The organism is Pseudomonas sp. R1-18 (assembly GCF_051132095.1).
Classification (GTDB): Bacteria; Pseudomonadota; Gammaproteobacteria; order Pseudomonadales; family Pseudomonadaceae; genus Aquipseudomonas.
The window spans coordinates 2,918,129-2,944,838 of the sequence record NZ_CP071658.1 but is presented as its reverse complement, the minus strand read 5'-3'; the positions used below and the strand labels follow the sequence as shown (position 1 = coordinate 2,944,838).

Genomic DNA, 26,710 nt, shown 5'->3' with positions numbered 1-26,710 from the left:
CGCTGGATCATGATGTTATAGTGTAACTCGCTTAACGTTCCTTCCATTCACCTCGGAATTCCGATTTCCATGAGTACTGCTGTCAATGCCATTGCCGCGCCGTCTTCACGGCTGCGCTCGATCGACGCCTTGCGTGGGCTGATCATCCTTTTCATGTTGCTGGACCATGTTCGGGAAACCTTTTTCCTGCACCGTCAGGTCAGCGATCCCATGGACGTATCGGCCACCGCGCCAGAGCTGTTCTTCAGCCGCCTGTTGGCGCATTTATGTGCGCCGCTGTTCGTCTTTCTGACCGGGCTTTCGGCGTTCCTGTACGGCGAGAAGCACAGCGGGCGGGCCGACGTCTCAGCCTTTTTGCTCAAGCGTGGGCTGTTTCTGATAGCGCTGGAGTTCACCCTCGTGAGCTTTGCCTGGACTTTTCAGTTCCCGCCAACGGTGATTTACCTCCAGGTGATCTGGGCCATCGGCCTGAGCATGGTGGCGCTGTCGCTGCTGGTGTATTTGCCGCGCCCGGCGCTGGCGGTGATTGGCGCGGTTATCGTTGCCGGACATAACCTGCTTGATGGCGTGCATTTCGGGGTAGGCTCGGCGATGCATATTCCGTGGGCGATCCTGCATGACCGGGGCTGGATCGAAGTGTCGGAGACTCTGCGGTTGCGCACATCCTATCCGCTGCTGCCCTGGATTGGCGTGATTGCCCTGGGTTATGCCGCAGGTCCGTGGTTTGGCGCGGCCGCTGACGGCGACGCTCGCCGCAAGAAATTGTGGACAGCGGGCATCGTCACGCTGGTGGGCTTCATGACGCTGCGTTTGATCAACGGCTACGGGGACAAGCCCTGGAGCGTAGGTGAAACCGGGCTGCAATCTGTCATGAGCTTTTTGAACATCACCAAGTATCCGCCGTCACTGCTGTTCATCAGCCTCACGCTCGGCATCGGCCTGCTGTTGTTGATTGCGTTCGAGCGCTATCAGCAACAGCGGTGGTTGCGGCCCTTGGTCACCGTAGGCGCAGCGCCGATGTTTTTCTATCTGCTGCATTTGTATGTACTTAAAATTCTGTACCTGATTGCGGTGGCGCTCTGGGGGACGAATCAGGGCAACTATTTCGGGTTCGATGCGATGTGGGCGGTGTGGCTCTGTTCCGTACTACTGGCGGTCGCGCTGTTCCCGGCAGTGAGCTGGTTCGCCGCACTCAAGGCACGGCGGCGGGATATCACATGGTTGAAGTATCTGTGATGGCGTGATCGCCACGGGACTGAGTTCTTGATAGTGAACCGGGGCGCCCTGACCAGTTGTGAGAGGTCCAGTTTCGTAAGAATGGGTCACATGCGGCGCGCAATCTTTGTGTGAGCCAGCTTGCTGGCGAGGACATGGATATAGACGACACAGCGGTTGTGGCTGTCTCGGCCCCCCTCGCCAGCGAGCTGGCTCCCACAGGGACAGCACCGCTGCATGAACTGTAGGAGCTGGCTTGCCTGCGATCTGCCGGGAACCGGCAGCAAGATGGTTCATGCGGTATAAACAAGGTCGCCAGGATTACTGCCGCTACGCGCCAGATCGTCGGATTGCCGCCCAGAGCAAGCGGATCGCCGCCCGGTCACTCCCACGCCCTGCGGGCAGAATCAAAAGCGGATTCGCGGGCACCAGGAGTTTCTGCCCAGGTCCGGTTTCGTAAGAATGGGCCACATGCGCCGCAATCTGTTGTGGGAGGTAGCTTGCTGGCGAGGACATGGATATAGACGACACAGCGGTTATGGCTGTCTCGGCCCCCCCTCGCCAGCGAGCTGGCTCCCACGGGTTTGGTTTCATGAGTTCGGGCCGAAGGCGCCGCGATCTATTGTGGGAGGCAGCTTGCTGGCGACGGGGCCGGCACAGCCACGGTGGATGTTGAGCTTGAAATACCACCGTCGCGAGCGAGCTCCCTCCCACAGTTGGAGCATGCTTCACTCGTGATGCGGTTCTCCGACGAAGGTCAGCGAGGTGAACAGGCCGCGTTCGGCGATATCGGCGTCACCTTTGACCGGCACGGTTGTCTGCGCGGCGATGATGTTCAGGCCTTCGTTTCGCACCGGTACGTTTGCACGGCCTTCAGCGTCGGTTTCGGCGCTGACCTCGTGCGGCGCTCCGCGATAATCTCCGATCAGTTTGATGCCGGCCGCCGGCTTGCCATCGACCAGAACGCGAACCGGTAGAGGTTTGCCGACGCCGACCGTCAACGGGTCGGCTTGCGGCACGATGACGAAATCGATTTTATCGAAGGCGGGCAGGCGCGCACCTTGCTCATAGATCGCCACGCTGTATTTGAACGTGTGGGTGGAGTCGGTGCCGCCGGGCACTTGGCTGCGGCCCTGGTTGATCCACTTGCCGTCCGGACTGCGGGTCCACATGCCGTTGTCCAGGGCAACGGAGATGAGTGCCGGTGGTTTGAGCGGTTGCAGACGGGCGTGATCGTCCAGGCGCTGCACCGTGACCGGAATCATTCGCCCTTGCGGATCGAAGGCCCACGCGCCGCTGATCTTCTGAGCCTTGAACGGACTGTCTTCAGCGCCGTGTCCATAGACCACCTCGATATTGCCGCGCCGCTGTTCGGTCCACAGACCATGTGCGCTGACCTGGCCGACAAATAGCGCGCTGAACAGGGTCAGTGCCAGAACGGGTTTGGATAAAGGCATGATGTTTCCTTGTTTGTTGTTTGTTGCTGGTTGTTGGATGGAGAGTGCGGTTTCAGGAATCAGAGGTCGAGCGTGAGGCTGACGGTAAAATTGCGCGGCTCACCGGGGTTGACCCAGTAATTGCTGTACGATCGTTCGTAATACTTCTCGTCGAACACATTGTTCAGGTTCAGCCCAAGCGTCAGCGTGTCGGTGGCCTTGTAGTGAGCGAGCAGGTCGACGGTCTGGTAGGCCGGGAGTTCGAAGTCCTTGCCTGACTCGCCGGAGCGGTCGCCGACATACGTCCACGCCATGCCCACGTCCGAGCCACGCAGCGCGCCTTCCTGAAATTCGTAGACGCCCAGCACGCTGCCGCTGTGCCTGGCCACGCCCAGGATGCGGCTGCCGGTCGGGATGGTCCGGTCGCCTTTGGTGACTTCGGCGTCGATATATGCGTAGGCGCCGATTACACGAATGGCGTCGCTCAATTGCCCGGTGAATTGCATATCGATGCCCTGGCTGCGAGCCTTGCCCACCGCGCGGCGAGTGTCTGTGCCAGGGTCGAGCGCAAGCACGTTTTCCTTTTCGATACGGAAGGCGGCGAGGGTGGTGCTCAGGCGGTCGTCAAACAGTTCGCTCTTGATCCCTGCTTCGTAGCCGACGCCTTCTTCCGGGTCGAATGACTTGCCGGTCGCGTCCAGACCGCTGTTCGGTTTGAACGACGTCGAGGTATTGGCGAACAGCCCCACCTGCGGTGTCAGTTGGTACAGCAGGCCGGCGCGCTGGGTGAACGCCTCGTGGCGTTGGCCGGGAGTTGCGTTGCGAGCGTAGTCATCAGTGTGTTGATCGAAGTGTTCGTAGCGCGCGCCGATCATGCCGCGCAGTTTGTCGGTGAAAACGATCTGGTCCTGCAGGTTGAGGGCACGGCTCTCGATGTGTTCACGGAAGTCGGTGCCGGACGGCAGTCCGTTGGGTTTGGGCTGGCCGTAGACCGGGTCGTAAATGTCGATCGCGTACGGGCCGCCGGCGATGGTGGTGACTCGCTCCTGCTTGCGGTAATCCTCGTATTCAGTTCCGATCAGAATTTGGTGCTCGAGCCCGACCGCGTCGAAACGGCCGCGCAGCTCCAGTTGAGTGATGCTGTCGTGCCAGGCGTTGTCACGCTCGCGGTAGCGTCGGTTGACAGTGCGGCCATCGGCGTTCAGCGGAAATGCTTCGCTGGCAAAACCCTGCATTTCGCCCTGCTTGTAATGGCTGGCCAGGCGCAGCGACCAGAAGTCATTCAACTGATGATCCAGCGCAACCTGGATCATATTGTTGTCGTTATCGATGTCGTCGTCCGGCTCGCCAAGGAAGGTCGAGCGCGACACGCCGCTCCACTTGTTGTTGGGCGCAACGATGCCGCGGTCGAAGGTCGAGGTGTGGCGGACGAATTCGGTTTCGACCAGCAGGCTTGTGTCGGGATCCAGCTGCCAGCTGAAAGAGGGCGCGACGAATACCCGCGACGCTTCAACGTGATCGCGGAAACTGTTGTTGTCTTCCACCGCCAGATTGACCCGGGTCAGCAGATCGCCTTGCTCATCGAGCGGGGTATTCACGTCCAGAGCGGTCCGGTATCGATCCCAGCTACCTGCGCTGGCCTGCAACCGGGCGAAGGCCTCGCGTTGCGGCTTCTTGGTCACGATGTTGACCGTACCGCCTGGGTCACCGCGACCATACAGGCTGGCGGCCGGGCCTTTGAGTACTTCGATGCGCTCGATGCTGGCGGCGTCCGGCGTGGCCGGATAGCCGCGGTTGGCGCTGAAGCCGTCCTTGTAGAACTCTGATGTGGTGAAGCCCCGGATGCTGTACTCGTAGAGGGTCAGACCGCCAAAGTTGTTCTGTTTGGAAACGCCACCGGCGAAGTCCAGCGCGCGTTCGACGTTGTTGCTGCCCAGATCCTGCAGCACCTTGGCGGGCACCACGCTGATTGATTGTGGGATATCGCGGATAGCGCTGTCGGTTTTGGTCGCGGTCGCCGAGCGCGTCGCGCGATAACCCTCGACCGGGCCGGTGGCAGTTTCGTAATGAAAATCGGAGGTGACGTTCACGCTCTCCAGTTCGATGGTGTGCGGAACCTGTTCCGCGAAACTGGCGTTGCCCAGTACGCCGATGGCCAGGCCGGTCAGCGACGCGATTCTTCGAGAGGACATCTGAAATACTTCCTGACTGTAATCGTTATAACGTAACAATAAGCGCAGGATTATTTCCGATTACGAGGGCCGCGCATAGCAAAATCTTGCCTGTCGATGCGAAGACGGAGCGATTCAGGAAGGCGGTGGTGTCTGGAGCACTGTAGCGGGGAGATCACGCAGCGCCGGACGGCGCTGCGTGGGGGGCGGGAAGATCAGGCCAGCAGTTCGGTACCGAGCTGGAAGGCGACCCACAACGCCAGACCGGTTGCGAAGGTCAGGGCGATGTTTTCGAACCAGTTGTTGCGATACTCCTTGCTGAGCAGCGACTTCTGGTTGGACATGATCAGCAGGCCCAGCGAAATGATCGGCAGACCGACAATGTTGAGTGCGTTGACGCCCAGAGTCAGGGTTACGAAATCAGGCATGCCGGGCAGCGACCACACCAATGGCGTGACCAGGATGAACAGCATGAACCACTTGTGCATCGGATCGTGGTGGAATTCCTTGCCATAACGCTGACGGCGCTCCGGGCGGATGTGCTGGAACGCATCGGTGATCAGCATCGGGAACGCGGTGGTCTTGCCCGAGATACTGGCGAACAGCGTGGCGAACACACCGATGAAGAACACGTACCAGCCGATCGGGCCGAAGAACAGTTCCAGCGCCTTGCCCAGGTCGGCGAGGGTATTCACTTCCAGGCCGTTGGGACGCAGGATTTCAACGCCCACCACCCAGATGGCCAGGTTGATGACGATCCCGACGATCACGGCGAACAGCAGGTCGTTGCGCTGGATGCGCTTGTGTTCCGGACCGACCCAGCCTTTCTGGCGCATGACGTAAGGGTGAACGAAGTTGGCGATGGAACCCGCCACCGCACCGATGACCGACACCGCGACCAGCAGCGCTCCGTGCACGCCTTCATCCGGCGGGATGCTGAAACCGATGGTGCCCTTGATGATGCCGGTTACGTCCGGCCCGGACATGATCGCCAGCGCGAGGAACGCCAGGGTCATGATCGCCAGCAGCACCTTCATCACGCCTTCGATCATGGCGTAAATGTTGCGCCCCACCAGCAGCCAGACCGCGATCACCACTGCCACCGAGCACAGCAGCGGCTGGTTGATGTTCAGCAGCATTGCGAATGCTTCGCCGGCGCCCTTGATCATATAGGCGTTGATCAGATGGCCCATCAGCAGCGCGTAGAAAAGCATGAACCAGGCAAAGAAGGGGTGCAGTTGCGCGTAGCCCTCCAGAATCGACATGCCCTGGTTATTGCAAAGCTGGAAGCGGGCAATGATGTTGACGATCAGGAATCTCAACAGCAGGGAAATGGCCAGCACCCACATCATGGCATAGCCATAATTCGCGCCAGCCACCGAAGAGGTGATCAGGTCACCCGCGCCCAGCCAGGACAGGACCGCGATGATCCCGGGGCCGAGCAGTTTGGCGAGTTTTTTCATTCGAGGCTCGGTGCTTGCACCGATCTTCTGGTCGAGCGGAGGGCTGCTAGCCATAAGGAGTGTCTCCGTTGTTATTGTAATTTGGCGTAAAACAGTTAAGCGTAAAGTCAGACGTCGTACAACATCGGAAGTGCCGTAATTTCAGTGTCGGTGCCAGCTAATTTGTAACAATGGCAGCACCCTGGAAAACCCCATTATTGCTGGGGAATAGACGCCCTTGAGAATTCAGGCGGTTAGCATGACTGCTTGTCGGTTGTCCTATCTCGCGGTAAAACTGACGCTCCCGTCCAACAATAAAATCACGGAGAAGCCCATGGATGCCTCGCAATCCCTTGCTCAGCCAGAGCACAGCCGCCGACGATTTCTCAAGACTTCACTGGCGGTTTCCGCTGGTGTCGCAGCGTTTGGCAACCTGGCATTGCCCCGGTTGGCCGACGCGGAGCCATTGAGCCAGCGTTACCCGGACCCGCTGGTAAAGATCCTCGATGAGAGCTTCACGGAACTGCGCGTGTTCAACGCCAGTGTGGAAAAACTCGCCACCGGCCTGCGTTGGGCGGAAGGGCCGGTGTGGATCGGCGATGGCCGTTACCTGCTGGTCAGCGACATCCCGAACAACCGCATCATGCGCTGGGATGAAGTGTCCGAGAGCCTGACGGTCTACCGCGAGCACTCGAACTTTTCCAATGGCCTGTGCCGTGATCGTCAAGGCCGCCTGCTGGTCTGCGAAGGCTCGACCACCTCCGGGGAAGGACGCCGCGTGACGCGCACCGAACACAATGGCAGCATCACCGTGCTGGCCGACAGCTATGAAGGCAAGCCGCTCAATTCGCCCAACGACATCGTCTGCAAACGTGACGGCTCGGTGTGGTTCACCGATCCGCCGTTCCAGACCGGCAACAACTACGAGGGCCACAAGGTCACGCCGGTGCAGCCCCATGGCGTTTACCGCATCGACGGAGAAAAGGGCACGCTGACGCGTGTCATTGACGACCTGAACGGACCCAACGGGCTGTGTTTTTCACCGGACGAAAAAACCTTGTACGTCGTGGAAGGGCGGGCCAAGCCGAACCGGATCGTCTGGGCGATCACGGTCAATGACGACGGCACGCTTGGCGCTCGCCGCAAGCACATCGAAGGCCTGGATTTCGCCGCCATCGACGGCATCAAATGCGACGAAAGCGGCAATCTCTGGTGTGGCTGGGGCGGCAACGGTGACCCGCGCGCAGACCTGGAAAAGCTCGATGGCGTGCGGGTTTTCAACCCCGAGGGCAAGGCCATCGGCCACATCTCATTGCCTGAGCGCTGTCCGAACCTGTGCTTCGGTGGTCGTGAAGGCAACCGGATTTTCATGGCCGGCAGCCACTCGATCTACTCGCTGTTCGTCAATACGCGCGGCGCGACATTCGCCTGAACCCTGAAACTCCGCTCACCCGGCAACCGGCCGGGTAGGCGCGACCTTCTCGAAGCCTTCCCCACGCACGGCCCGGTACAGCGCCGCGATCAAGTCTGATTGAGTGATGATGCCCACCAGCTTCTGCCGTTCATCGATGATCGGAATGTGCCGGTGGCCGTTTTCGGAGAACACCGGTACCAGGTCGATCAACAAACGGTCGGCGCTCGACACTCGCACTGTCCTCGTCATGATCTGGCCGACCTGTTGCGCTTCGTCGGCGCGCCGCGGGCGAACCAGCGAACGCAGGCGCCAGGCGATACCGTCGTGCACGTCCAGGTCGATCTGACTCATGAAATCGGCGACGGTCAGAATGCCCATCAGATGCTGTTGCCGGTCAATGATCGGCAGCGCCTTGATCCGGTACTTGCGCATCAACGCCCAGGCGTCGCGCAACGGCGTTTCGGGGCGGGCGGTATGCGGCTCGCGCGTCATCACGTCGCTGCAGCGCAGATGGCCGACATTGCGCTCGAACGTCAGGGCCGCGGTCTGCTCCAGCAGTGACTCCAGATCGTCACGGCTGACGTCCAGAATTTCGTTGTAACGCGCCAGCACGGCATCCAGATCACTGCGTTGCAGGCGCGTGGCGGCGGGCTCTGCCTTGGGGGCGCGGTTGAGGTGCGGCCAGCGACGCCCGGTCAGGTTGTTATAGACCAGGCCCGCGGCCACCAGTAACAGCGAATCGATCAGCACCGGGCTCAGCGCGTACTCGAAACGGTCGCAACCCATGAGCACCATCAACAGCGCGGATGCGCCACCAGGCGGATGCAGACAGCGCAGCGCCAGCATCACCGCAATCGCCAGGCCGACCGCAAGGCCCGCCGCCAGGGTTGCGTCCGGCACCCAGCGATAGCAGGCGATGCCGACCAGCGCCGAGAGCGTATTGCCACCCACCACCGACCACGGCTGGGCGAGCGGACTGGATGGCACGGCGAACACCAGCACCGCGCTGGCGCCCAGTGGCGCGACCAGCGCCAGGCCCAGCACGCCGTGATCATGGGCAACCAGGCCGTTGAGCCAGAACGCAGCGCACAGCGCCACAAGTAAAACGCCCAGCGCGGCACCGCTGCTGGCGCGAAGCTTTTCCAGCGCGTCGATGTTGAGCGGAGCAGGCCAGAAAGCATTTATTCCGGCGAGCAGGCGCGCGCGCCGGGTGGGTCGGGGTACGGGAGATCGAGGTTCGGACGGCATGGGCAAAAAACGGTCTTCGAAGGCAGTTGAAGCAGCCGGTAGAGCCGGCTGACGGACAGGCAACGGGTTGCGATGTTAACGCGGTTGAGCACCGAGGGCTAATGGCCCGCCTGTTCGCCGTCGGCTTTCACCGCTGCGCGAATCGCTTCGAGCAGCATCATGCAGGCCGGGTTGTCGTTGTCGGTGCGCCAGACCAGATGCAGCTCACTCTGCACACCTTCGCCCAGATCGATATCGCGAAAGGTTACGTCCTTGAACGCCACATTGGTTGCGCAACGCGGCACCAGCGCCAGCCCCATGCCGGCGTTGACCAGTGCCAGAATGGTCAGCGATGAGCCCAGCCACTGGACATATTCGGGCGCGACCTGCGCGGAGCGGAACATGCCGGTCAGCAACTCGTTGAATGGCGGATAGGCCGAATGCGAGTACATCAGAAACGGCGCGCCATCCAGATCCTGCACGCCGACCGAAGCGGCAGCGGCCAGCGGATGGGCGCTGGGTACCGCCAGCACGAAGGGCTGCGCACCAGACATTCTGTTTCGTAACCGGGCTGGAACAGCGGCGCGCGCACGATTCCCAGATCGATACGTCGCGCGCGCAGGGCTTCGTGCTGTTGATAGGTGTTCATCTCGGTCAGGGAGATCTTGACGTGAGGCTGGTTGAGGCGCGCTTCGGCAATGACGCGGGGCAGGAATTCGTAGACCGCGCTGCCGACGAAACTGATGGTGACCGAACCGATATCGCCCTCGGCGAAGCGCCGGGCGGCGAGGGCGGCCTGCTGTGCGCGTTCCAGCAAGGTCTGGGCCTCGATGAAAAACGCGCGGCCCGCTGCGGTCAGCGCCACGCTGCGGGTACTGCGGGTGAACAGTTCTACACCCAGATTGTGCTCCAGCAGCTGGATCTGTCGGCTCAGCGGTGGCTGGGTCATGTTCAATCGCTCGGCGGCGCGCCGGAAGTTCAGTTCCGTGGCGACCGTGGTGAAGCAGCGCAGCTGAGCCAACTCGAACATTGATCTATTCCAGGTATCAATCAAATCCCAAACTAGATTAGACGGGAACAATTCACGCGTCCATGATCGGCTCATCCCCAAAAAAACAATCAACGGGAATCGCCTCATGACTCACGTCCCTGGACCGACCGACGCCGCAGCGCTTGCCAGCGCCGCCGCCAAAGTCAAACGCCACATCTTGCCGCTGTTCGTGGTGATGTTCATCGTCAACTACATCGACCGGGTCAATATCGGCTTTGTGCGCAGCCATCTGGAAACGGACCTGGGCATCGGCGCCGCGGCTTACGGTCTGGGCGCCGGACTGTTCTTCATCGGCTACGCGCTGTTCGAAGTGCCGTCAAACATGCTGCTGCAGCGCTACGGCGCTCGCGCCTGGCTGACGCGCATCATGTTCACCTGGGGCGCGGCGGCGATGGCTATGGCCTTTGTGCGTGGTGAGACCAGCTTCTATGTGCTGCGCTTCATTCTCGGCGCGGCTGAAGCGGGGTTCTTTCCCGGCATCATTTACTACTTCACCCAGTGGCTGCCGTCGACCGAACGCGGCAAGGCCATGGCGATCTTTCTCAGCGGCTCGGCCATCGCTTCGGTCATTTCCGGGCCGTTGTCGGGTGCGCTGCTGGGTATCAGCGGCATGAACCTGCACGGCTGGCAATGGATGTTCCTCATCGAAGGCTTTGCGTCCATTGCGCTGTGCGGTTTCGTCTGGTTCTGGCTGCAATCCCACCCGCGTGAAGCGAAATGGCTGAGCGAGGAGGAAAAGACCGCTCTGATCAGCGCCATCGCCGAGGAACAGCGTGCCAGGGAAGCGGCGCAGACGGTTCGCCCCTCGATCCTGCGCTTGCTGGCCGACCGACAGATCCTGCTGTTCTGCTTCATCTACTTCTCCATCGCGCTGACCATCTATGGCGCGACGTTCTGGCTGCCGAGCATGATCCGCAAGATGGGTAGCCTCAGCGACTTCGAGGTCGGCCTGTTCAACTCGGTGCCGTGGATCATCTCCATCATCGCCATGTACGGGTTCGCCGCGCTGGCCGCGCGCTTCAAGCATCAGCAGGCCTGGGTCGCCACGACACTGGTGATCGCGGCAGTCGGCATGTTCATGTCCACTACCGGCGGGCCGGTATTCGCCTTCGTCGCCATCTGTTTCGCGGCCATCGGTTTCAAGGCAGCGTCTGCCTTGTTCTGGCCGATCCCGCAAGGCTATCTGGATGCGCGCATCGCCGCGGCGGTGATCGCTCTGATCAATTCGGTGGGCAACCTTGGCGGCTTCGTCGCGCCCACCGCGTTCGGCTTTCTGGAGCAGACCACCGGTTCGATTCAGGGCGGGTTGTACGGGCTGGCGCTGACCTCGCTGCTGGCCGCCGTGGTGATCTTCTTCGCCCGCACTACGCCGCGTCCGAGGCAGCCGCTGTCTGGCACCGACCACCAGACGCGGAACACCGCCCCGCTGAGCGCCGCGTCGAGCCTCGAAGCGTCAAACCTCGCATCTCCAAGCCTCAAACCCTGATCGACCGGGAGAACCATCTTGAAAATCACCAGAGTGACCGTCACCCCCATCGCCTTTCGTGATCCGCCGCTGCTCAACGCCAGCGGCATCCACGAGCCCTATGCACTGCGCTCGATCATCGAGGTGGAAAGCGACAACGGCTACATTGGCCTGGGCGAAAGTTACGGCGACGCTCCGGCGTTGGCCATTCAACAGCAGCTGCAAAGCCAGCTGATCGGACTCGACCCGTTCAATCTCAACCTGTTGCGCAAGATCGTCCAGGCCACGGTGGCGGCCAACAAGCCTGCCAGTGTCGCCGGAGCGGAGCTGGCACCGGGCTCCCACGCCAGCAAAGCGGTGAGCAACGCCTATTCGGCGTTTGAAGTCGCGTTTCTCGACTTGCAGGCCCGCTCCATGAACCTGCCGCTGGTGGATCTGCTGGGTGGCGCGGTGCGGGATCAGGTGCCGTTCAGTGCCTACCTGTTTTTCAAATACGCGCAGCACGTTGATTCACCGTACGCGCCCGACAGCTGGGGCGAAGCGCTGAGCGAGGAACAGATCGTCGCCCAGGCGCGGCGGATGATCGAGGCGTACGGCTTCAAAAGCATCAAGCTCAAGGCCGGCGCGCTGGACCCAGAGCATGAAGTGTCTTGCATCAAGGCCTTGAAAAAGGCCTTTCCGGGCTTGCCGCTGCGTATCGACCCCAACGGCAACTGGTCGCTGGAAACGGCGATCCGCATGGCCGGGCTGCTGGGCGACGACCTGCAATATTACGAAGATCCGACGCCGGGCCTGGACGGCATGTCCGAACTGCACAAACGCACCGGCCTGCCGCTGGCGACCAATATGGTGGTTACCGACTTCGACGAATTCCGCCGCAGCGTCGCGCTGGACAGTGTGCAGATCGTGCTGGCGGACCACCATTATTGGGGTGGCCTGCGTGACACCCAAGCGCTGGCGAAAATGTGCGACACCTTCGGCCTCGGCGTGTCAATGCATTCCAACTCGCACCTGGGCATCAGCCTGATGGCCATGGCCCACGTGGCTGCCGCGGTGCCCAATCTGGATTACGCCTGCGACACACATTACCCGTGGCAGGAGCCGGACGAAGAGGTGATCAAGGGTGGCAAGCTGCCAATCGTCGACGGCTGCGTCAGGATCACGCGCGCACCGGGCCTGGGTCTGGAACTGGACTACGACCAACTGGGCAAACTCAACGACCAGTTCCTCAGCTGCGGCATCCGCCAGCGTGACGATGTGCGCCAGATGCAGAAATACAAACCTGACTGGAAAGCCGTCAAGCCGCGATATTGATCACGGCCTGACCGGGCTGGCCGCCTACAGGCGAATATCCTGCGGACCCCGGATCTGCGCTTCGATCCGGGTCCCGGTCAGCTGCTCTTCATTGGAGAAGCCGTCGTACCGGGCCAGGTCGCCGAAGCGCACGCCAGTCAGCTGTTCGATCTGTGTAACGCTGCATTGATAGGTGCGCAGCCGCCCGAAGGTGAAGTCCAGTTGGCCCAGTTCGCGGCTCTGGGTGATCAGGTAGGCGCTGGCGGACGGTTTGCCGTCTTCGCCCAGAAACGCGACCACCTTCCAGAACGCCGACGGGATTTGCACGCCTCGATAGCGTCGGTCCTCGTCATGCAGCACCGGGCCGCTGAACACCGTCACCCGCTGTTTCCAGCGGCGGGTGTTGTCCAGAATGTAATCTTCCAGTTCCAGCCAGGTCTTCTGATTGAACGCGCCCATCTGCGGCGAGCAATTGGTGAAGTGGAAGGTGTCGGCATTGGCGACTTCCGCTTGCGGTCCCCAGTTGGGGTCCTGACGGCGCACCAGGTGGCCGCGGTCCAGCAGATTGTCGGCGTACAGACTTTCGCCGATCTGCGCTTCGGCCGGGAGCCGGCCATCGTATGCCCAGGCATCGCGGCCGCGCTTGACCTCCACGCTGCGCTCGCCATCAATGTTCACACCCACATAAAGCGCCAGCCGCCGACTGCGCGACATGGTGATTGAGAAATGCTGATAGTCCAGACGCTCGCCTGGGTTGCCCAGTGGATACACGTCCGGGGCCAGCTCTTCGCTGGGCAATGGCCACGGCACGGCGAAGTCGCCCAGAAAGTCCTCGGCGTAGCCCTCGCGTTGCTGCAGTTCGGCGGCGGGCGTCGTGCGCGGTGCAACGAGCGGCTGGGCAGGCGGGGCCAGCAACGTGGCGCCGGCCTGCAAGGGCTTCAGGTCGGCGAGGCGAGGGCGGTAGGTAAGGTCGACAGCAGGAATCGGGGTAGCCACAGCGTTTCTCCGGCAAAAGACATGAATACCATTGCAGTCCAGCACAACTGCATGACAAAGCGGCGTGCGCTTTCCTCTTTGCTGTTAACTGTCTAACATTCCGCACAACACATTTTCCCTCAACACGCCGTTACGATACAGGTCGCACAAGGAAGCCGTTTTTTATGCCTCGAGCGACCGATCGCCCCAAAGGTATCTCGCATTCATTTCTTCAGCGTCTGGCACTGGCCTTTGTGGTGCTGGTCGTCGTGACGATTGTCGCGCTGGGCGTCTGGCAAGGCTGGGCCAGCTACACGCGGCACATGCGTTATGGCGAGGTGAACACCGCCAACCTGACCCGTTCTGCGGCGCAGCACGCCGAGGACGCGATCAAGGAACTCGATGCTTTCGCGGCGGGCATGGTCGAGCGCCTGGAATGGTACGCGTTGACCGAACTGGACAAGGCGCGGCTGACCAGGCTGTTCAGGACCCAGCGCGACATCATGCAGCAGGTCCATGGCGTGTTCGTCTACGACCGGGATGGCAACTGGCTGGTGACCGACAAGGATGAGCTGCCGGCGAATGCAAACAATTCCGACCGGGAATATTTTGCCTACCACCGCCAGCACCCCGAAGACCGTCAGACCCACATCGGCCCGGTGGTGAAAAGCCGCTCCACGGGCGACCTGGTCATTCCGCTTTCGCGGCGTATCAACAACCCGGACGGCAGTTTCGCCGGGGTGTTTCTGGTTACGCTGTACCTGGATTATTTCAACCGTTTCTACGCCGGCTTCCATATGGACGAGCAGGGCATCTTCGTGATCGCTCTGCGTGACGGCACGATCCTCACGCGCAGGCCTTTTGACGAAGCCGTGGTGGGTACCAGCCTGGCCAACGGTATGATTTTCAGCCAGTACCTGCCCAAGGCACCGTCAGGAACCGCCCACATCACCTCCATCGTCGACAAGATCCAGCGCATCAACAGTTATCAGTCGCTGGATCGCTATCCGCTGGTGGTTCAGACCGGTATGTCGCGCCGCGACATACTGCGGCCCTGGCTGCAGGAGGTCTATCGCTCGGCCGCCTTGCTGGGCGTACTGATCCTGGCGATGGCCGGTTTCGGCGTCGCCCTGCTGCGCCAGATCCGCTTCAGCGCGGCTATCGAAAAGGAACTGCGCGACGCGCATGTCGCGCTGGAAAAACTGGTAATGGAAGACGGCCTGACCGGCCTCGCCAATCGCCGCCACCTCGATGTCGTATTGCCGCTGGAAATCAAACGCGCCCGACGCCTGAATGCGCCGCTGGGTTTGCTGATGATCGATATCGACCACTTCAAGCGCTACAACGATCTTTATGGCCACCTTGAAGGCGACACTTGCATCAGGGCGGTGGCCCAGGAGGTCAAGCGCGCCATCGGCAGGACCGGCGACGTCGCGGCGCGCTATGGCGGCGAGGAATTCACGGTCATGCTGCCGGGCGCGGACGAGCTGGGCACGTACCGAGTGGCGCAGACCATTGCCGAGGCCGTGCGCGCCTTGCGGATCAAGCACGACGGCAACGAGCCCGGCTATGTGACGGTCAGCATCGGCGTGCACACGCTGTTGCCCAAAGCGGCCGAGCAGTCTCCCGATTCGCTGCTCAAGGCTGCCGACGAGGCGCTGTATCAAGCCAAGCAGAGCGGCCGCAACCGCATTCATCCGGACCTGTGCATTCTTTGATGCGTTGCCGTTTTGACGCGGCCGCGCTTGCGTCTGAAAACTTTTTTCGCGAAGAAGGCGTTCTGGACGCATCTGCTTATTGACCTGATTAACCGTTTGGTACATTTTGACGCCACACCCGGCTCCAGATGGCCGGGAAAACAATAAGAACAATGGAGGCCATCCTCATGCAGCATGTTTTGCTCGCTCCCGCATTTTCTCGAACAGGCCCGTGGCGCATCCCGCCCGCGGCGCATCGGTCGCTCGCAGATATTTCCTGATCCCGGCGCTGCCCATTACGGCTCGCCGTGCGTCGCCTTGCCAGTCGGTCACTGACCGATCGCGCGGCGGGACGCGGATATACGGGCTTCCCATTCCTGCGAGGTTTCGATCATGAAAAGACTCGTTGACCTGTATTTCAAGTTGCTGAAATTGCTGATCGTGCTGTGCATGGTCGCCATGGTGGTGCTGGTGTTCGGCAATGTGGTGCTGCGCTATGCGTTCAACTCGGGGATCAGCGTGTCGGAAGAGCTGTCGCGCTGGTTTTTCGTCTGGATGATTTTTCTCGGCGCGCTGGTGGCGTTGCGCGAGCGGGGCCATCTGGGGCTGGACAGTCTGGTCAAGCGCCTGCCGCCGGCCGGCAAGCGGATCTGCCTGGTGATAGGGCATGGATTGATGTTGTACATCTGCTGGTTGATTGTCGTCGGCAGCTGGCAGCAGGCAGTAATTAATCTGCACGTGGTGGCACCGGCTTCGGGCTTGTCGATGGCTATCTTCTACTGCGCAGGGCTGATATTCGGCGTGGGGGCGGCTGCCACGCTGGTGTACGAGCTGTACCTGTTGGCGCGCGGCCGACTGGACTCGGATGAACTGGTGATGGTCAAGGGCAGCGACATGCCCGAGGTCATCGAACAGCGGCCTGACACGCAGAGACACCGCCCATGACCCTGATGATATTTCTCGGTTCACTGCTTGGCGCAATGGCACTGGGCATCCCCATCGCCTTTGCTTTATTGCTGGTCAGCGTCGCCCTCATGCTGCACCTGAACTTGTTCGACGCACAGATCATTGCTCAGAACCTGCTCAACGGCGCAGACAGCTTCCCGCTGATGGCGGTGCCTTTCTTCATGCTGGCTGGGGAAGTGATGAACGCTGGCGGGCTGTCCCGGCGGATCGTCAACATTGCCATGGCCCTGGTCGGGCACAAGCGTGGCGGCCTGGGTTATGTCGCGATCATCGCGTCGTGTCTCCTCGCCTCGCTGTCCGGCTCGGCCGTAGCTGACGCCGCCGCGCTGGCTGCGTTGCTGGTGCCGATGATGGTTCAAGCCGGCCACAACCGGGCCAACTCGGCGGGGCTGATTGCCGCCGGTGGCATCATTGCGCCGATCATCCCGCCGAGCATCGGTTTCATCGTGTTTGGTGTGGCGTCCGGCGTTTCGATTTCCAAGCTGTTTCTGGCCGGCATCGTTCCCGGACTGATGCTGGGTGCTGCGCTGGCGGTGGCCTGGTGGTTCGTCTCTCGTCAGGAACATGTCGAACCGCCGCCAAAACGCAGCCGCGCAGAAATATGGCGTGCTCTGGTCGAAGGCAGCTGGGCACTGGGCCTGCCGCTGATCATTGTGCTGGGTCTGAAGTTCGGCATTTTCACGCCCACTGAAGCCGCCGTGGTCGCGGCGGTCTACGCCTTGTTTGTGTCGCTGGTGATCTACCGCGAGCTGAAAGTCAGTCAGCTCTATGAACTGGTGCTGTCTTCGGCCAAGACCACCTCGGTAGTGATGCTGCTGGTGGCCGCCGCCATGGTTTCGTCGTGGCTGGTGAATATCGCCGAGCTGCCTGCGCAACTGGCCGCGCTGCTTGAACCCTTCATGGACAGCCCGACCATGCTGCTGATCGTCATCATGATTCTGGTGATCATGGTCGGCACCGTGATGGACATGACGCCGACGATTCTGATCCTGACGCCAGTGCTGATGCCGGCGGTCACCATGGCCGGCATCGATCCGGTGTACTTCGGTGTGCTGTTCCTGATCAATACCGCCATCGGCCTCATCACGCCGCCGGTGGGGACGGTGCTCAACGTGGTGTGTGGCGTCTCGAAAAGCAGCATGGACGAAATCATCCGCGGCGTATGGCCGTTCATGCTGGCGCAATTTGCGGTGCTGTTTTTGCTGGTGCTGTTTCCGCAGCTGGTGCTGGTGCCGTTGAAGTTCCTCACCGGCTGATGCCGGCTGACAACCTGGTGACTCGACCTCTAACAACAATGATCGGAGAGTGACATGCAAAGACTGATGAAAACCTTGCTGGCGGGCGCATGCGTTACGGGCTTGCTGTTGGGCAGCGTCGCCGCTCAAGCGGCAGAGATTCGCGAGCGCACACTGCGCTTCGCCTTTCAGAACGTCAAGGAACACCCGCAGGGGCAGGGCGCGCAGAAGTTCGCCGACCTGCTTGCCGAAAGCAGTGGGGGCAAGATCAAGGTGCGGCTGTTTCCGGGCGGCACCTTAGGCGGCGATGTGCAGACCGTTTCGGCGCTGCAGGGCGGCACGCTTGATATCACCGTGCTGAACTCCGGCATTCTTGCGGCCCAGGCGCCGGATTTTGCGATGCTCGATTTCCCGTTCCTGTTCAACGACGTGAAAGAGGCCCACGCCGTCATGGACGGGCCGGTGGGGCAGAAACTGGCCGCGCAGCTGGACAGCAAAGGGCTGGTCGGCCTGGGCTACTGGGACCTGGGCTTTCGCAATGTCACCAACAGCAAACAGCCCATCAACCGGCTGGAGGACATGCAAGGGCTGAAAATACGCGTCATACAGTCGCCGATCTATCTCGAAACCTTTTCCGCCCTTGGCGCGAACCCCGTGCCAATGGCCTTTCCGGAGGTATACACCGGGCTGGAGCAGCGCACCATCGACGGTCAGGAAAACCCGTTTACCGTGATCGAAGGCAGCAAGTTCTTCGAGGTGCAGAAATACCTGTCGGTGACCGGGCATATCTTCAATCCGCAATCATTGATCATCGGCCAGAAAACCTGGAACCGTCTCAACGACGACGAAAAGGCGCTGATTCGCGATGCCGCAGCCAAAGCCCAGGTGTTCCAGCGTGAAGTGACCGCCGCCAGCATGGACAAGGCACGGGCCACTCTGCACGCACACATCGCCGTCAACGACATTTCACCGGCCGAGAAAGACCGGTTCCGTGAACGCGTCCAGCCCGTGATCGACAAGTTTTCCAAACAGCTCGATGCTGGTCTCGTGAAACAGATGTACGACGAAATCGCCAAGGTGCGCGCGGCCCCTTAAGCCACAGGCACTCAGCCTTTGGCGGCTGGCCGGGCGGCACGCCTGGTTTTGCCAGCCGCCGGAGCGCCTGCTCCGGCGGCCTTGCGTTTGCCCGCCGTCTTGCGTTTTTTCTTCCATGGCGGCGCTGTGCCGGACGGGCTGGCCGGGCCGGTAATGGTCATGCGCAGCCCCGCGCACCGGCTGACCTGTTTGCTCATCCATGCCGCTTGTTTGGCGACAAATTCTTCAAGGCTCATTTCGCCGCTCTGCACCATGTCCAGTGCCTGCTCCCAGATAGCCGTAGTGCCAGGGTCGGCGATGGCGCGCGGCACGGCGTCGATCAGACTGAACGCGGCGGGCGTCGCGCCCAGCGCCTTGCCCTGTTTGATGAGGTAACCCCGGTCGATCAGCCCCTGAATGATGCCGGCGCGGGTCGCTTCGGTACCGATTCCGGTGGTGTCCTTGAGCTTCTGTTTCAGCAGCGGATCTTCCACCAGCTTTGCGACGTTCTTCATGGCCTTGATCAGATCGCCCTCGGTAAAGGGCTTGGGCGGCTGGGTCCACAGGTCCTTGAGGCGCACATCCTCCACAGCGCACTCGCAGCCTTGAAACAAGGCCGGTAATGGCTGCGGCGCGGGCGCTTCACGGCCCTTGGCCGCTGCCAGCGCTTCGGGCATGGCGCGTTTCCAGCCCGGTTCGACGATCTGCTTGCCGACGGCGCGCAGCGCGTGGCCGGCGCAGTCGAAATCGGCCTGGGTACGGTCGTACTCGTGGTTGGGCAGAAACTGCGCCAGATAGCGCGCCCGGATCAGCGTGTAAACCGCGCGCTGCTTGCCGGCCAGACGTTCGACGCCCCGGGCCGCGGCGGTCGGGATGATGCCGTGGTGAGCGCTGACCTTCGCATCGTTCCACGCGCGGGAACGGCGCTGTGGGTCCAGATGCGGCAGCAGCTCGCCCAGTGCCGGGTCGGCCTTGCCCAGCGCCGCGATAATTGCCGCCGCTTCACCGTGCTGGCTGACCGGCAGGTAGCCGCAGTCGCTGCGCGGATAAGTGATCACCTTGTGGGTTTCGTAGAGTGCCTGGGCGATGTCGAGCGTTTCCTGAGCACCCAGGCCGAGTTTTTTCGAGCAGATTTCCTGCAGCGTGCCCAGGTCGAAGGGCAGGGGTGCGGCCTCGCGGATTCGCTCGGTGCGCAGCTTGACCAGTTTCGCGTTGCGCGCATTGCCGATAGCCGCCGCAGCCTGTTGCGCCAGCGGCTGGTTCAAGCAGCGGTCCTGGTCATCGCAGGCGTCCGATGGCGCCCGCCATTGCGCGATGAACGATTGCCGGTCGTGCACCAGCGTGACGTCAATGGCCCAGTAAGGCACCGGCACGAAATCTGCGATGCTGCGGTCGCGGTCCACCACCAGACGCAGGGTCGGCGTCTGCACCCGGCCCACCGGCAGAACGCCCTGATAACCGGACTGGCGCCCGAGCAGGGTGAACAGGCGACTCATGTTCATGCCGATCAGCCAGTCGGCGCGCGACCGGCCCAGCGCCGAGTGGTACAGGCTGAAGGTCTCCGCCCCCGGCTTGAGTGCGGCCAGCGCCTTGCGGATGGAGGCGTCGTCCAGCGCCGACAGCCACAGTCGCTGGATCGGCCCGCGGTAGCGGCAGTGATCGACCAGTTCGCGGGCGATCATTTCCCCTTCACGGTCAGCGTCGGTCGCAATCACCAGCTCCCCGGCTTCCCCCAACAGACGCTTGACCGCCTTGAACTGACCGGCGGTTCGCGGCTTGACCAGCATCTTCCATTTTTCCGGGACGATGGGCAGATCCTCCAGCACCCAGCGTTTGTAGCGGGCGTCGTAGGCATCGGGCGGTGCCGTCTCCAACAGATGACCAATGCACCAGGTCACCGTGGCATTGGGGCCGACCCAGCAGCCGTCGCCACGCCGGGTGGCGCCGAGCGCTGCCGCGATATCTTTGGCCTGGGATGGTTTTTCGCAGAGGAACAGCCGCATGACTACCGTCTTCAGTTACCGGTGGTGAAGGCTGCAAGGATGAACACAGAAGGAGGGTTGAGCAAGGTTTATCTGTATGGATATACAGATAAACCTTGTGGGAACGATCAGTGGCGCACTGGGCCGGCGCAGATCTCCACTGTTTCGCCATTGATTCGCACCGGCCACACATCCAGCCGCTGCTCGGGGTACTCGATGCAGCTGCCGTCGTGCAGGCGAAAGTGCTGCTTGTACAGCGGCGAGGCGATCACCAGTTCGCCGCCGATCTGCCCGATCAGCCCGCGACCGATCACGTTGACCCCGGATTTCGGGTCGCGGTTGTCGATCGCGAACAGCTGTTGGTCTGCGGGATTTTCGGGCAGCCAGAACAGCGCGACCTGGCGCCCGCTGAGCCACGCGACGACGCCCGAATTGGCGACCAGATCGCGACGACCGCACAGCGGCTGCCATTCGGTGCGAGATGCTGCGTGAGCGAAGGTTTCAGCAAGAGCGGCATTGGACGAGTTCATCAGACCACCTCCTTGAACAGCGGGATGAGGGAAAGTTCTTCGGGGCGCGCCGGGCGACGCTGCGCGCGTTCCTTGACGAAGTGCACGTCCGGGTCGCTGCGGCTGTCGTTGACGAAGGTGCGGAAGCGCTTGAGTTTTTCCGGGTCCTTGAGGGCATTGGCCCATTCGCATTCATAGCGATCCACTACCAGCTGCATCTGCGCTTCCAGCTCGGCGGCAAGGCCCAGACTGTCGTCGATGATGACGGCCTTGAGGTAATCCAGACCGCCTTCCAGCGATTCGCGCCATACCGAGGTGCGCTGCAGCTTGTCGGCGGTGCGGATGTACAGCATCAGGAAACGGTCGATGTAGCGGATCAGCGTTTCGTCATCCAGATCGGTGGCGAACAGCTCGGCGTGGCGTGGGCGCATGCCGCCGTTACCTGATACATACAGATTCCAGCCGTTCTCGGTGGCGATCACGCCGACGTCCTTGCTTTGCGCTTCGGCGCATTCACGCGTGCAGCCGGATACCGCGAACTTGAGTTTGTGCGGTGAGCGCAGGCCCTTGTAGCGATCCTCGATTCGCAAAGCCATGGCCACGCTGTCCTGCACGCCGTAGCGGCACCAGGTGCTGCCGACGCAGGATTTCACGGTGCGGGTCGATTTGCCGTAGGCGTGGCCGGTTTCGAAACCGGCGGCAATCAGCTCGGCCCAGATGTCCGGCAGCTCGTGCAATTGGGCGCCAAACAGGTCGATGCGCTGACCGCCGGTGATCTTGGTGTACAGGTCGTATTTCTTGGCGACCGCGCCGATGGCTATGAGGCCATCGGGAGTGATCTCGCCGCCGGGAATCCGTGGCACCACCGAATAAGTGCCGTTCTTCTGCATGTTGGCCATGAAGGTGTCGTTGGTGTCCTGCAATGGCACCAGTGACGGCTCGGTGATTGGACGGTTCCAGCAGGACGCAAGGATCGAGCCGACCGCCGGCTTGCAAATGTCGCAGCCGTGCGCGCCTTTGCCGTGACGGGTCAGCAACTCCTCGAACGTTTCGATGCCTTCGACCCGCACCAGCGAATACAGCTCCTGACGGGTGAAAGCGAAGTGTTCGCACAGGCTCTTGTCGACGCTGACGCCGCGAGCAGTCAGTTCGTGTTCGAATACCTGCTTGAGCAGGCCGGCGCAGCCGCCGCAACCGCTCGCCGCCTTGGTGCAGGCCTTGATGCCGGCCAGATCCGTACAACCCTCATCGATGGCCGCGCAGATGGAACCTTTGCTGACGTTGTGGCAGGAGCAGACGGTCGCGGTGGCGGGCAGGGCATCGACACCCAGCGCCGGCGCACCTTCGCCTTGCGGCAGAATCAGACTCGACGGATCGGCAGGCAGGGTAATGCCGTTCTGGGCGTACTGCAGCAGCGTGTCGTAATAGCTGTTGTCGCCGACCAGCACTGCGCCCAGCACTTGTTTGCCGTCGGCGGAGACCACCAGACGACGGTAGCTGGAAGTCGCTTCATCGATGTAGCGATAGCTGACCGCGCCAGCCAGTGCGCCATGCGCGTCGCCAATGGAGCCGACGTCGACGCCCAGCAGTTTGAGCTTGGTCGACATGTCGGCACCGAAGAACGGTTGGGCGTCCTGTTCGCAGAGCTGCGCCGCGACGCTTCGAGCCATCTGGTAGCCCGGAGCAACCAGACCGAACACGCTGCCGTTCCACGCTGCGCACTCACCAATGGCGTAGATGTCGGCGTCGCTGGTGCGGCAGTGTTCATCAATGGCGATACCGCCGCGCGGGCCCAATTCGAGTGCTGACTGGCGCGCCAGTGCATCCTGCGGACGAATCCCGGCGGAAAACACGATCAGGTCGGTTTCGAGAAATTCGTCATTGGCGAAATTCATGCGGTAACGGTACTGCTTGCCATCGCTGATCGACTGCGTGGCGCGGGACAGATGAACGCCAACGCCCAAGGCCTCGATCCGCGCCTTGAGCGCCGCGCCGCCCAGTTCGTCGAGTTGAACCGGCATCAGGCGTGGCGCGAATTCGACGACGTGAGCCTCAAGGCTCAGTGACTTGAGCGCGTTGGCCGCTTCCAGACCCAGCAGGCCGCCGCCGACCACCACGCCGCGTCTGGCATTGCTGGCCGCGTAACGGATGTTGTCCAGATCTTCCAGAGTGCGATAGACCAGCCGCGAATTGCCATGCGCGCCTTCGATCGGCGGCACGAAAGGGTAGGAACCGGTGGCCAGGATCAGCTTGTCGTAACCAAAGCAGCCTTCGGCGGTGATGATCTCGCGGCGCTCACGGTCGATCTCCAGCACGGGCACGCCGAGGTGCAAAGTCAGCCCGGCCTGCTCGTACAGCGCCATGTCGCTCATGGCCAGCGATTCGGCGTCGCGGCCGGTGAAGTATTCGGACAGGTGCACGCGGTCATACGCACGCTGGGCCTCTTCGCCGAACACATGAATGCGGTAACGCGCCAGCGCGCCGCCTGCGATCAACTGCTCGACGCAATGATGACCGACCATGCCATTGCCGACGACGATCAGTGTTTTTACATCGCTGTGGGGGAAGACTGTGGTGTTCATAGCAAGTCCCGGCCGAGGCCAATCAGGTTTTTGAAGCAAAAAAAAGCGCCCGGAACCTTTCGGTTCCAGGCGCCTTTGCCTGTTCTCTTATGGGTGGTGCGTGGGTGCGTATCGAGCGACGTTGCCGGATGCACTCCTTTGCATTGAGCTATGCAGAGGGTGTGCCAGAAAACCGGGATCAGGGCTGCAGCCCTTGTAGTAAAGGTCCTGGAGCAGACCAGGGCCGTTAATGAGCAACCGGGTTTTTGCCTTGGATTGGTGCGCATCAATGCGGCGACGCTGTAAACCTGTGCATGTTCGCCCAGCTCAGCCCCGTGTAGGAGCGCGCTTGCCCGCGACCTGGGCGACGCGGTACATCAGTGACATCGCGTCATCGTTTATCGCGGGCAAGCGCGCTCCTACGCCCCAAATGCATTACCCTGCCATGCCGCACCAAGGCCCCATCGTCATGATCAACATCACCCAGGCTACCGCCGCCGACATTCCTGAAATTCTCGATTTCGTCATGCGCGGCCGCGCCGAGATTTTTCCGATGCTCGATCCGCTCAAGCTGCCGGACGATCTGGCCCGGTTCGAGCAGGTCTATCTCTCAGGTCAGGGCGGGCGTTTTCTGATCGCGCGGCATGCGGGCCGAATCGTCGCTGCAATCGGTTACCTGCCTTACGACCACCGCTTTGCCCAGCTGGATTATCAAGGTCGGCGGGCGGTCGAGATCGTGAGGCTGTTCGTCAGTCACGGATTCAGAGGGGAAGGGCTGGCGGGGCGGATTCATGAAGCCTTGAAACGACATGCCGAGGGGGACGAGATAGAGGTGCTGTACCTGCACACCCACCCGTTTCTGCCCGGCGCGATAGGCTTCTGGCAGAAACAGGGGTTCGAGATCGTCGACATCGAAGCCGATCCGGTATGGCAGACCACGCACATGCAGTATGTGCTGCGGCCTGCCGGCTGATCAGCGCGGTGAGCGCTGACGTGCGGTCTTGAGCAAGTCTTCGGGCGTGATGTGGCCAACCACCTGGGCCGCCGCGCTACCGGGCAACGGCAGGTCGAGGATGTGTCCCTTCATCTTGCCTACCACGTGCATCTCGCAGGGTTTGCAATCGAATTTCAGGGTCAGCACTTCGTCGCCCTGAATCAGCTGCATCGGCGCGACCTTGGTGCGCACGCCGGTAACGCCTTTGGCCTGTTTCGGGCACAGGTTGAAGGAGAAACGCAGGCAGTGCTTGGTGATCATCACTGGCACTTCACCGGTTTCCTCGTGGGCTTCATACGCCGCATCGATCAGCTGAACGCCGTGGCGATGGTAGAAGTCGCGTGCCTTCTGGTTGTAGACATTGGCCAGGAACGACAGGTGCGACTCGGGATAAACCGGTGGCGGAGTGGTTTCGGCCTTGCGTCCGCCGCGCGGGTGCGCCTTGACGCGCGCTTCGGTCAGTGCCTCGATCGCATCACGGCGCAGGGCCTTGAGCTGGGAGTTGGGCACGAAGAACGCCTGCGGCGCGTCGAGCTTCACGTCCTGGGCGTGATAGATGGTGGTGCCTAGCTGGGTCAGCAGGTCACGCAACTGATCCAGCGCCTGTTCCGGTTTGTTCGCCGCGCCGAACGGTCCGTCCAGATGCACCGAGGCGCAGACGCCTTCTTCGCTGGTGGCATTGAGGGTCAGGCGATCCTCGCGCAGCACCGCCTGCCATTGAATGCCGATGCGGCGCTCGGCGGAGGTACGCAGCAGTGCCTGTTGCCAGTTGTGGTCCAGATTGCGGTTCAGCGGATGATTGGGGCGCATGCGGGTCAGCGCGCCTGGCATTTCGTTGGGCTCGACACGGTAGCGCCAGCGCTTCTCGCCGTCTTCCTCGAACTCGCCCTTGAGCTCGGCGATGTTGGCGCGGAAGCCAACCACCTCGCGCTTGATCAGCACGTTGAGCCCGTCGCCGTTGGACAACGGCTCGTGGGTCACGGCAATGAAATCACGCTTGCCGAGCTTTTCGACACTGCCCACCGGCAGGCCGGTAAAGGTCGGTGTATCGAACGCGCCGATGTCGACCTTGCGGTCGGTAACGAAATAATCCGTGCTGCCGCGGTGGAAAGTCTTTTCCGGGTCCGGCACGAAAAAGTGCGCGGTGCGGCCGCTGGAAGCCCGCGCCAGATCCGGGCGGTCTTCGAGGATTTCGTCGAGGCGCTGGCGGTAGTAAGCGGTGATGTTCTTCACGTAGCTCACATCTTTGTAGCGACCTTCGATCTTGAACGAGCGCACGCCCGCTTCAACCAGGGCACGCAGGTTGGCGCTCTGGTTGTTGTCCTTCATCGACAGCAGGTGCTTTTCAAAGGCCACGACCCGGCCCTGATCGTCCTTGAGCGTGTAGGGCAGACGGCACGCCTGTGAGCAATCGCCACGGTTGGCGCTGCGACCGTTCTGCGCGTGGGAAATATTGCACTGCCCGGAAAACGCCACGCACAGCGCGCCATGAATGAAGAACTCGATGGCGGCGTCGGTCGCCTCGGAGATCTCGCGGATCTCCTGCAGATTCAGTTCCCGTGCCAGTACCAGTTGAGAGAAACCGGCCTGATCGAGAAACTTCGCCCGGCCCAGGGTGCGGATGTCGGTCTGGGTGCTGGCGTGCAGCTCGATAGGTGGGATATCCAGCTCCATCACGCCCAGGTCCTGCACGATCAGTGCATCGACGCCCGCGTCGTGAAGCTGATGGATCAGCTTGCGCGCCGGCTCCAGTTCGTCGTCATGCAGGATGGTGTTGATGGTGGTGAACACCCGCGCGTGGTAGCGGTGCGCAAATGTCACCAGCTCGGCGATGTCGCTGACTTCGTTACACGCGTTATGCCGCGCGCCGAAACTGGGCCCGCCGATATAGATGGCATCGGCGCCATGCAGAATGGCCTCGCGCGCGATGCTCACATCACGGGCAGGGCTGAGCAGTTCCAGGTGGTGCTTGGGTAACGACATGGCAAACGGAATCCGGCGAC

General features: G+C 61.7%; 18 protein-coding genes and 1 pseudogene. 9 read left to right on the top strand and 10 right to left on the bottom strand.

Annotated features, from left to right (window positions below; genetic code table 11):
* The first annotated feature begins 69 nt into the window (after positions 1 to 69).
* Complete coding sequence (locus tag J3P77_RS13515; RefSeq protein ID WP_434677125.1) at positions 70 to 1,236, top strand: DUF1624 domain-containing protein; 1,167 nt, start codon at positions 70 to 72, stop codon at positions 1,234 to 1,236.
* 707 nt (positions 1,237 to 1,943) lie between these two features.
* On the opposite strand, the gene J3P77_RS13510 is transcribed toward J3P77_RS13515, so the two are convergent.
* From J3P77_RS13510 to J3P77_RS13500, 3 genes are all read right to left on the bottom strand, one after another.
* On the bottom strand, positions 1,944 to 2,672 hold the full coding sequence (locus J3P77_RS13510; RefSeq protein ID WP_434677124.1) for a DUF4198 domain-containing protein: 729 nt from the start codon (positions 2,670 to 2,672) through the stop codon (positions 1,944 to 1,946).
* 59 nt (positions 2,673 to 2,731) lie between these two features.
* Positions 2,732 to 4,843, bottom strand: coding sequence for a TonB-dependent siderophore receptor (locus J3P77_RS13505; protein WP_434677123.1), 2,112 nt, complete (start codon positions 4,841 to 4,843; stop codon positions 2,732 to 2,734).
* Between the two features lie 194 nt (positions 4,844 to 5,037).
* Positions 5,038 to 6,339 (bottom strand): Nramp family divalent metal transporter, encoded by a 1,302-nt coding sequence (locus J3P77_RS13500; RefSeq protein WP_434677122.1) that lies wholly within the window; start codon positions 6,337 to 6,339, stop codon positions 5,038 to 5,040.
* A gap of 259 nt (positions 6,340 to 6,598) precedes the next feature.
* On the opposite strand from J3P77_RS13500, the gene J3P77_RS13495 reads away from it, so the two are divergent.
* Positions 6,599 to 7,696 carry an SMP-30/gluconolactonase/LRE family protein gene (locus tag J3P77_RS13495; protein ID WP_434677121.1) on the top strand — a complete coding sequence of 366 codons (1,098 nt, stop codon included), beginning with the start codon at positions 6,599 to 6,601 and terminating at the stop codon, positions 7,694 to 7,696.
* A 15-nt stretch (positions 7,697 to 7,711) separates the two neighbouring features.
* Here the strand turns inward: J3P77_RS13495 and J3P77_RS13490 are convergent, their stop codons facing one another.
* Together J3P77_RS13490 and J3P77_RS13485 are read right to left on the bottom strand one after the other, a co-directional pair.
* Entirely contained in the window at positions 7,712 to 8,926 is a 1,215-nt protein-coding gene (locus J3P77_RS13490; RefSeq protein WP_434677120.1) for an HPP family protein, read from the bottom strand.
* Between the two features lie 98 nt (positions 8,927 to 9,024).
* Positions 9,025 to 9,935, bottom strand: a pseudogene (locus J3P77_RS13485) (LysR family transcriptional regulator).
* Between the two features lie 106 nt (positions 9,936 to 10,041).
* Between J3P77_RS13485 and J3P77_RS13480 the strand changes: the two are divergent.
* Positions 10,042 to 11,442: an MFS transporter gene (locus tag J3P77_RS13480; RefSeq protein ID WP_434677119.1), complete on the top strand. Its 1,401-nt coding sequence runs from the start codon at positions 10,042 to 10,044 to the stop codon at positions 11,440 to 11,442.
* An 18-nt stretch (positions 11,443 to 11,460) separates the two neighbouring features.
* A complete protein-coding gene (locus tag J3P77_RS13475; protein WP_434677118.1) occupies positions 11,461 to 12,735 on the top strand; it encodes a glucarate dehydratase family protein in 1,275 nt (424 codons plus the stop codon).
* Positions 12,736 to 12,759: 24 nt separating this feature from the next.
* On the opposite strand, the gene J3P77_RS13470 is transcribed toward J3P77_RS13475, so the two are convergent.
* Complete coding sequence (locus tag J3P77_RS13470; protein ID WP_434677117.1) at positions 12,760 to 13,710, bottom strand: DNA/RNA non-specific endonuclease; 951 nt, start codon at positions 13,708 to 13,710, stop codon at positions 12,760 to 12,762.
* 164 nt (positions 13,711 to 13,874) lie between these two features.
* Here J3P77_RS13470 and J3P77_RS13465 point away from each other — a divergent pair, with 164 nt between their 5' ends.
* The 4 genes from J3P77_RS13465 to J3P77_RS13450 all read left to right on the top strand — a co-directional run bounded on the left by J3P77_RS13465 (position 13,875) and on the right by J3P77_RS13450 (position 18,682).
* Complete coding sequence (locus tag J3P77_RS13465) at positions 13,875 to 15,407, top strand: sensor domain-containing diguanylate cyclase (protein WP_434677116.1); 1,533 nt, start codon at positions 13,875 to 13,877, stop codon at positions 15,405 to 15,407.
* Between the two features lie 372 nt (positions 15,408 to 15,779).
* Complete coding sequence (locus tag J3P77_RS13460; protein ID WP_434677115.1) at positions 15,780 to 16,331, top strand: TRAP transporter small permease; 552 nt, start codon at positions 15,780 to 15,782, stop codon at positions 16,329 to 16,331.
* Positions 16,328 to 17,608, top strand: coding sequence for a TRAP transporter large permease subunit (locus tag J3P77_RS13455; protein WP_434677114.1), 1,281 nt, complete (start codon positions 16,328 to 16,330; stop codon positions 17,606 to 17,608). The genes J3P77_RS13460 and J3P77_RS13455 overlap by 4 nt, the downstream gene beginning before the upstream one ends.
* A 54-nt stretch (positions 17,609 to 17,662) precedes the next feature.
* Positions 17,663 to 18,682: a TRAP transporter substrate-binding protein gene (locus J3P77_RS13450; RefSeq protein WP_434677113.1), complete on the top strand. Its 1,020-nt coding sequence runs from the start codon at positions 17,663 to 17,665 to the stop codon at positions 18,680 to 18,682.
* An 11-nt stretch (positions 18,683 to 18,693) separates the two neighbouring features.
* Here J3P77_RS13450 and J3P77_RS13445 read toward each other — a convergent pair whose 3' ends face one another.
* From J3P77_RS13445 to nirB, 3 genes are all read right to left on the bottom strand, one after another.
* Positions 18,694 to 20,664, bottom strand: coding sequence for a DNA topoisomerase III (locus J3P77_RS13445; RefSeq protein ID WP_434677112.1), 1,971 nt, complete (start codon positions 20,662 to 20,664; stop codon positions 18,694 to 18,696).
* A gap of 107 nt (positions 20,665 to 20,771) precedes the next feature.
* Complete coding sequence (nirD, locus tag J3P77_RS13440; RefSeq protein ID WP_434677111.1) at positions 20,772 to 21,173, bottom strand: nitrite reductase small subunit NirD; 402 nt, start codon at positions 21,171 to 21,173, stop codon at positions 20,772 to 20,774.
* Positions 21,173 to 23,734, bottom strand: coding sequence for a nitrite reductase large subunit NirB (nirB, locus tag J3P77_RS13435; RefSeq protein WP_434677110.1), 2,562 nt, complete (start codon positions 23,732 to 23,734; stop codon positions 21,173 to 21,175). The genes nirD and nirB overlap by 1 nt, the downstream gene beginning before the upstream one ends.
* 448 nt (positions 23,735 to 24,182) lie before the next feature.
* Between nirB and J3P77_RS13430 the strand changes: the two genes are divergently transcribed.
* Positions 24,183 to 24,686, top strand: a complete 504-nt coding sequence (locus J3P77_RS13430; RefSeq protein WP_434677109.1) for a GNAT family N-acetyltransferase — start codon at positions 24,183 to 24,185, stop codon at positions 24,684 to 24,686.
* On the opposite strand, the gene J3P77_RS13425 is transcribed toward J3P77_RS13430, so the two are convergent.
* Positions 24,687 to 26,690 (bottom strand): peptidase U32 family protein, encoded by a 2,004-nt coding sequence (locus J3P77_RS13425; protein ID WP_434677108.1) that lies wholly within the window; start codon positions 26,688 to 26,690, stop codon positions 24,687 to 24,689. It abuts the gene before it with no gap.
* Positions 26,691 to 26,710 lie beyond the last annotated feature (20 nt).

Bases quoted from the DNA above. Each gene is read 5' to 3' on its own strand.
- J3P77_RS13490 (WP_434677120.1), bottom strand. From the start codon at position 8,926: ATGCCGTCCGAACCTCGATCTCCCGTACCCCGACCCACCCGGCGCGCG.
- nirB (WP_434677110.1), bottom strand. From the start codon at position 23,734: ATGAACACCACAGTCTTCCCCCACAGCGATGTAAAAACACTGATCGTC.
- J3P77_RS13515 (WP_434677125.1), top strand. From the start codon at position 70: ATGAGTACTGCTGTCAATGCCATTGCCGCGCCGTCTTCACGGCTGCGC.
- nirD (WP_434677111.1), bottom strand. From the start codon at position 21,173: ATGAACTCGTCCAATGCCGCTCTTGCTGAAACCTTCGCTCACGCAGCA.
- J3P77_RS13455 (WP_434677114.1), top strand. From the start codon at position 16,328: ATGACCCTGATGATATTTCTCGGTTCACTGCTTGGCGCAATGGCACTG.
- J3P77_RS13445 (WP_434677112.1), bottom strand. From the start codon at position 20,664: ATGCGGCTGTTCCTCTGCGAAAAACCATCCCAGGCCAAAGATATCGCG.
- J3P77_RS13460 (WP_434677115.1), top strand. From the start codon at position 15,780: ATGAAAAGACTCGTTGACCTGTATTTCAAGTTGCTGAAATTGCTGATC.
- J3P77_RS13505 (WP_434677123.1), bottom strand. From the start codon at position 4,843: ATGTCCTCTCGAAGAATCGCGTCGCTGACCGGCCTGGCCATCGGCGTA.
- J3P77_RS13500 (WP_434677122.1), bottom strand. From the start codon at position 6,339: ATGGCTAGCAGCCCTCCGCTCGACCAGAAGATCGGTGCAAGCACCGAG.
- J3P77_RS13495 (WP_434677121.1), top strand. From the start codon at position 6,599: ATGGATGCCTCGCAATCCCTTGCTCAGCCAGAGCACAGCCGCCGACGA.
- J3P77_RS13465 (WP_434677116.1), top strand. From the start codon at position 13,875: ATGCCTCGAGCGACCGATCGCCCCAAAGGTATCTCGCATTCATTTCTT.
- J3P77_RS13450 (WP_434677113.1), top strand. From the start codon at position 17,663: ATGCAAAGACTGATGAAAACCTTGCTGGCGGGCGCATGCGTTACGGGC.
- J3P77_RS13480 (WP_434677119.1), top strand. From the start codon at position 10,042: ATGACTCACGTCCCTGGACCGACCGACGCCGCAGCGCTTGCCAGCGCC.
- J3P77_RS13510 (WP_434677124.1), bottom strand. From the start codon at position 2,672: ATGCCTTTATCCAAACCCGTTCTGGCACTGACCCTGTTCAGCGCGCTA.
- J3P77_RS13425 (WP_434677108.1), bottom strand. From the start codon at position 26,690: ATGTCGTTACCCAAGCACCACCTGGAACTGCTCAGCCCTGCCCGTGAT.
- J3P77_RS13430 (WP_434677109.1), top strand. From the start codon at position 24,183: ATGATCAACATCACCCAGGCTACCGCCGCCGACATTCCTGAAATTCTC.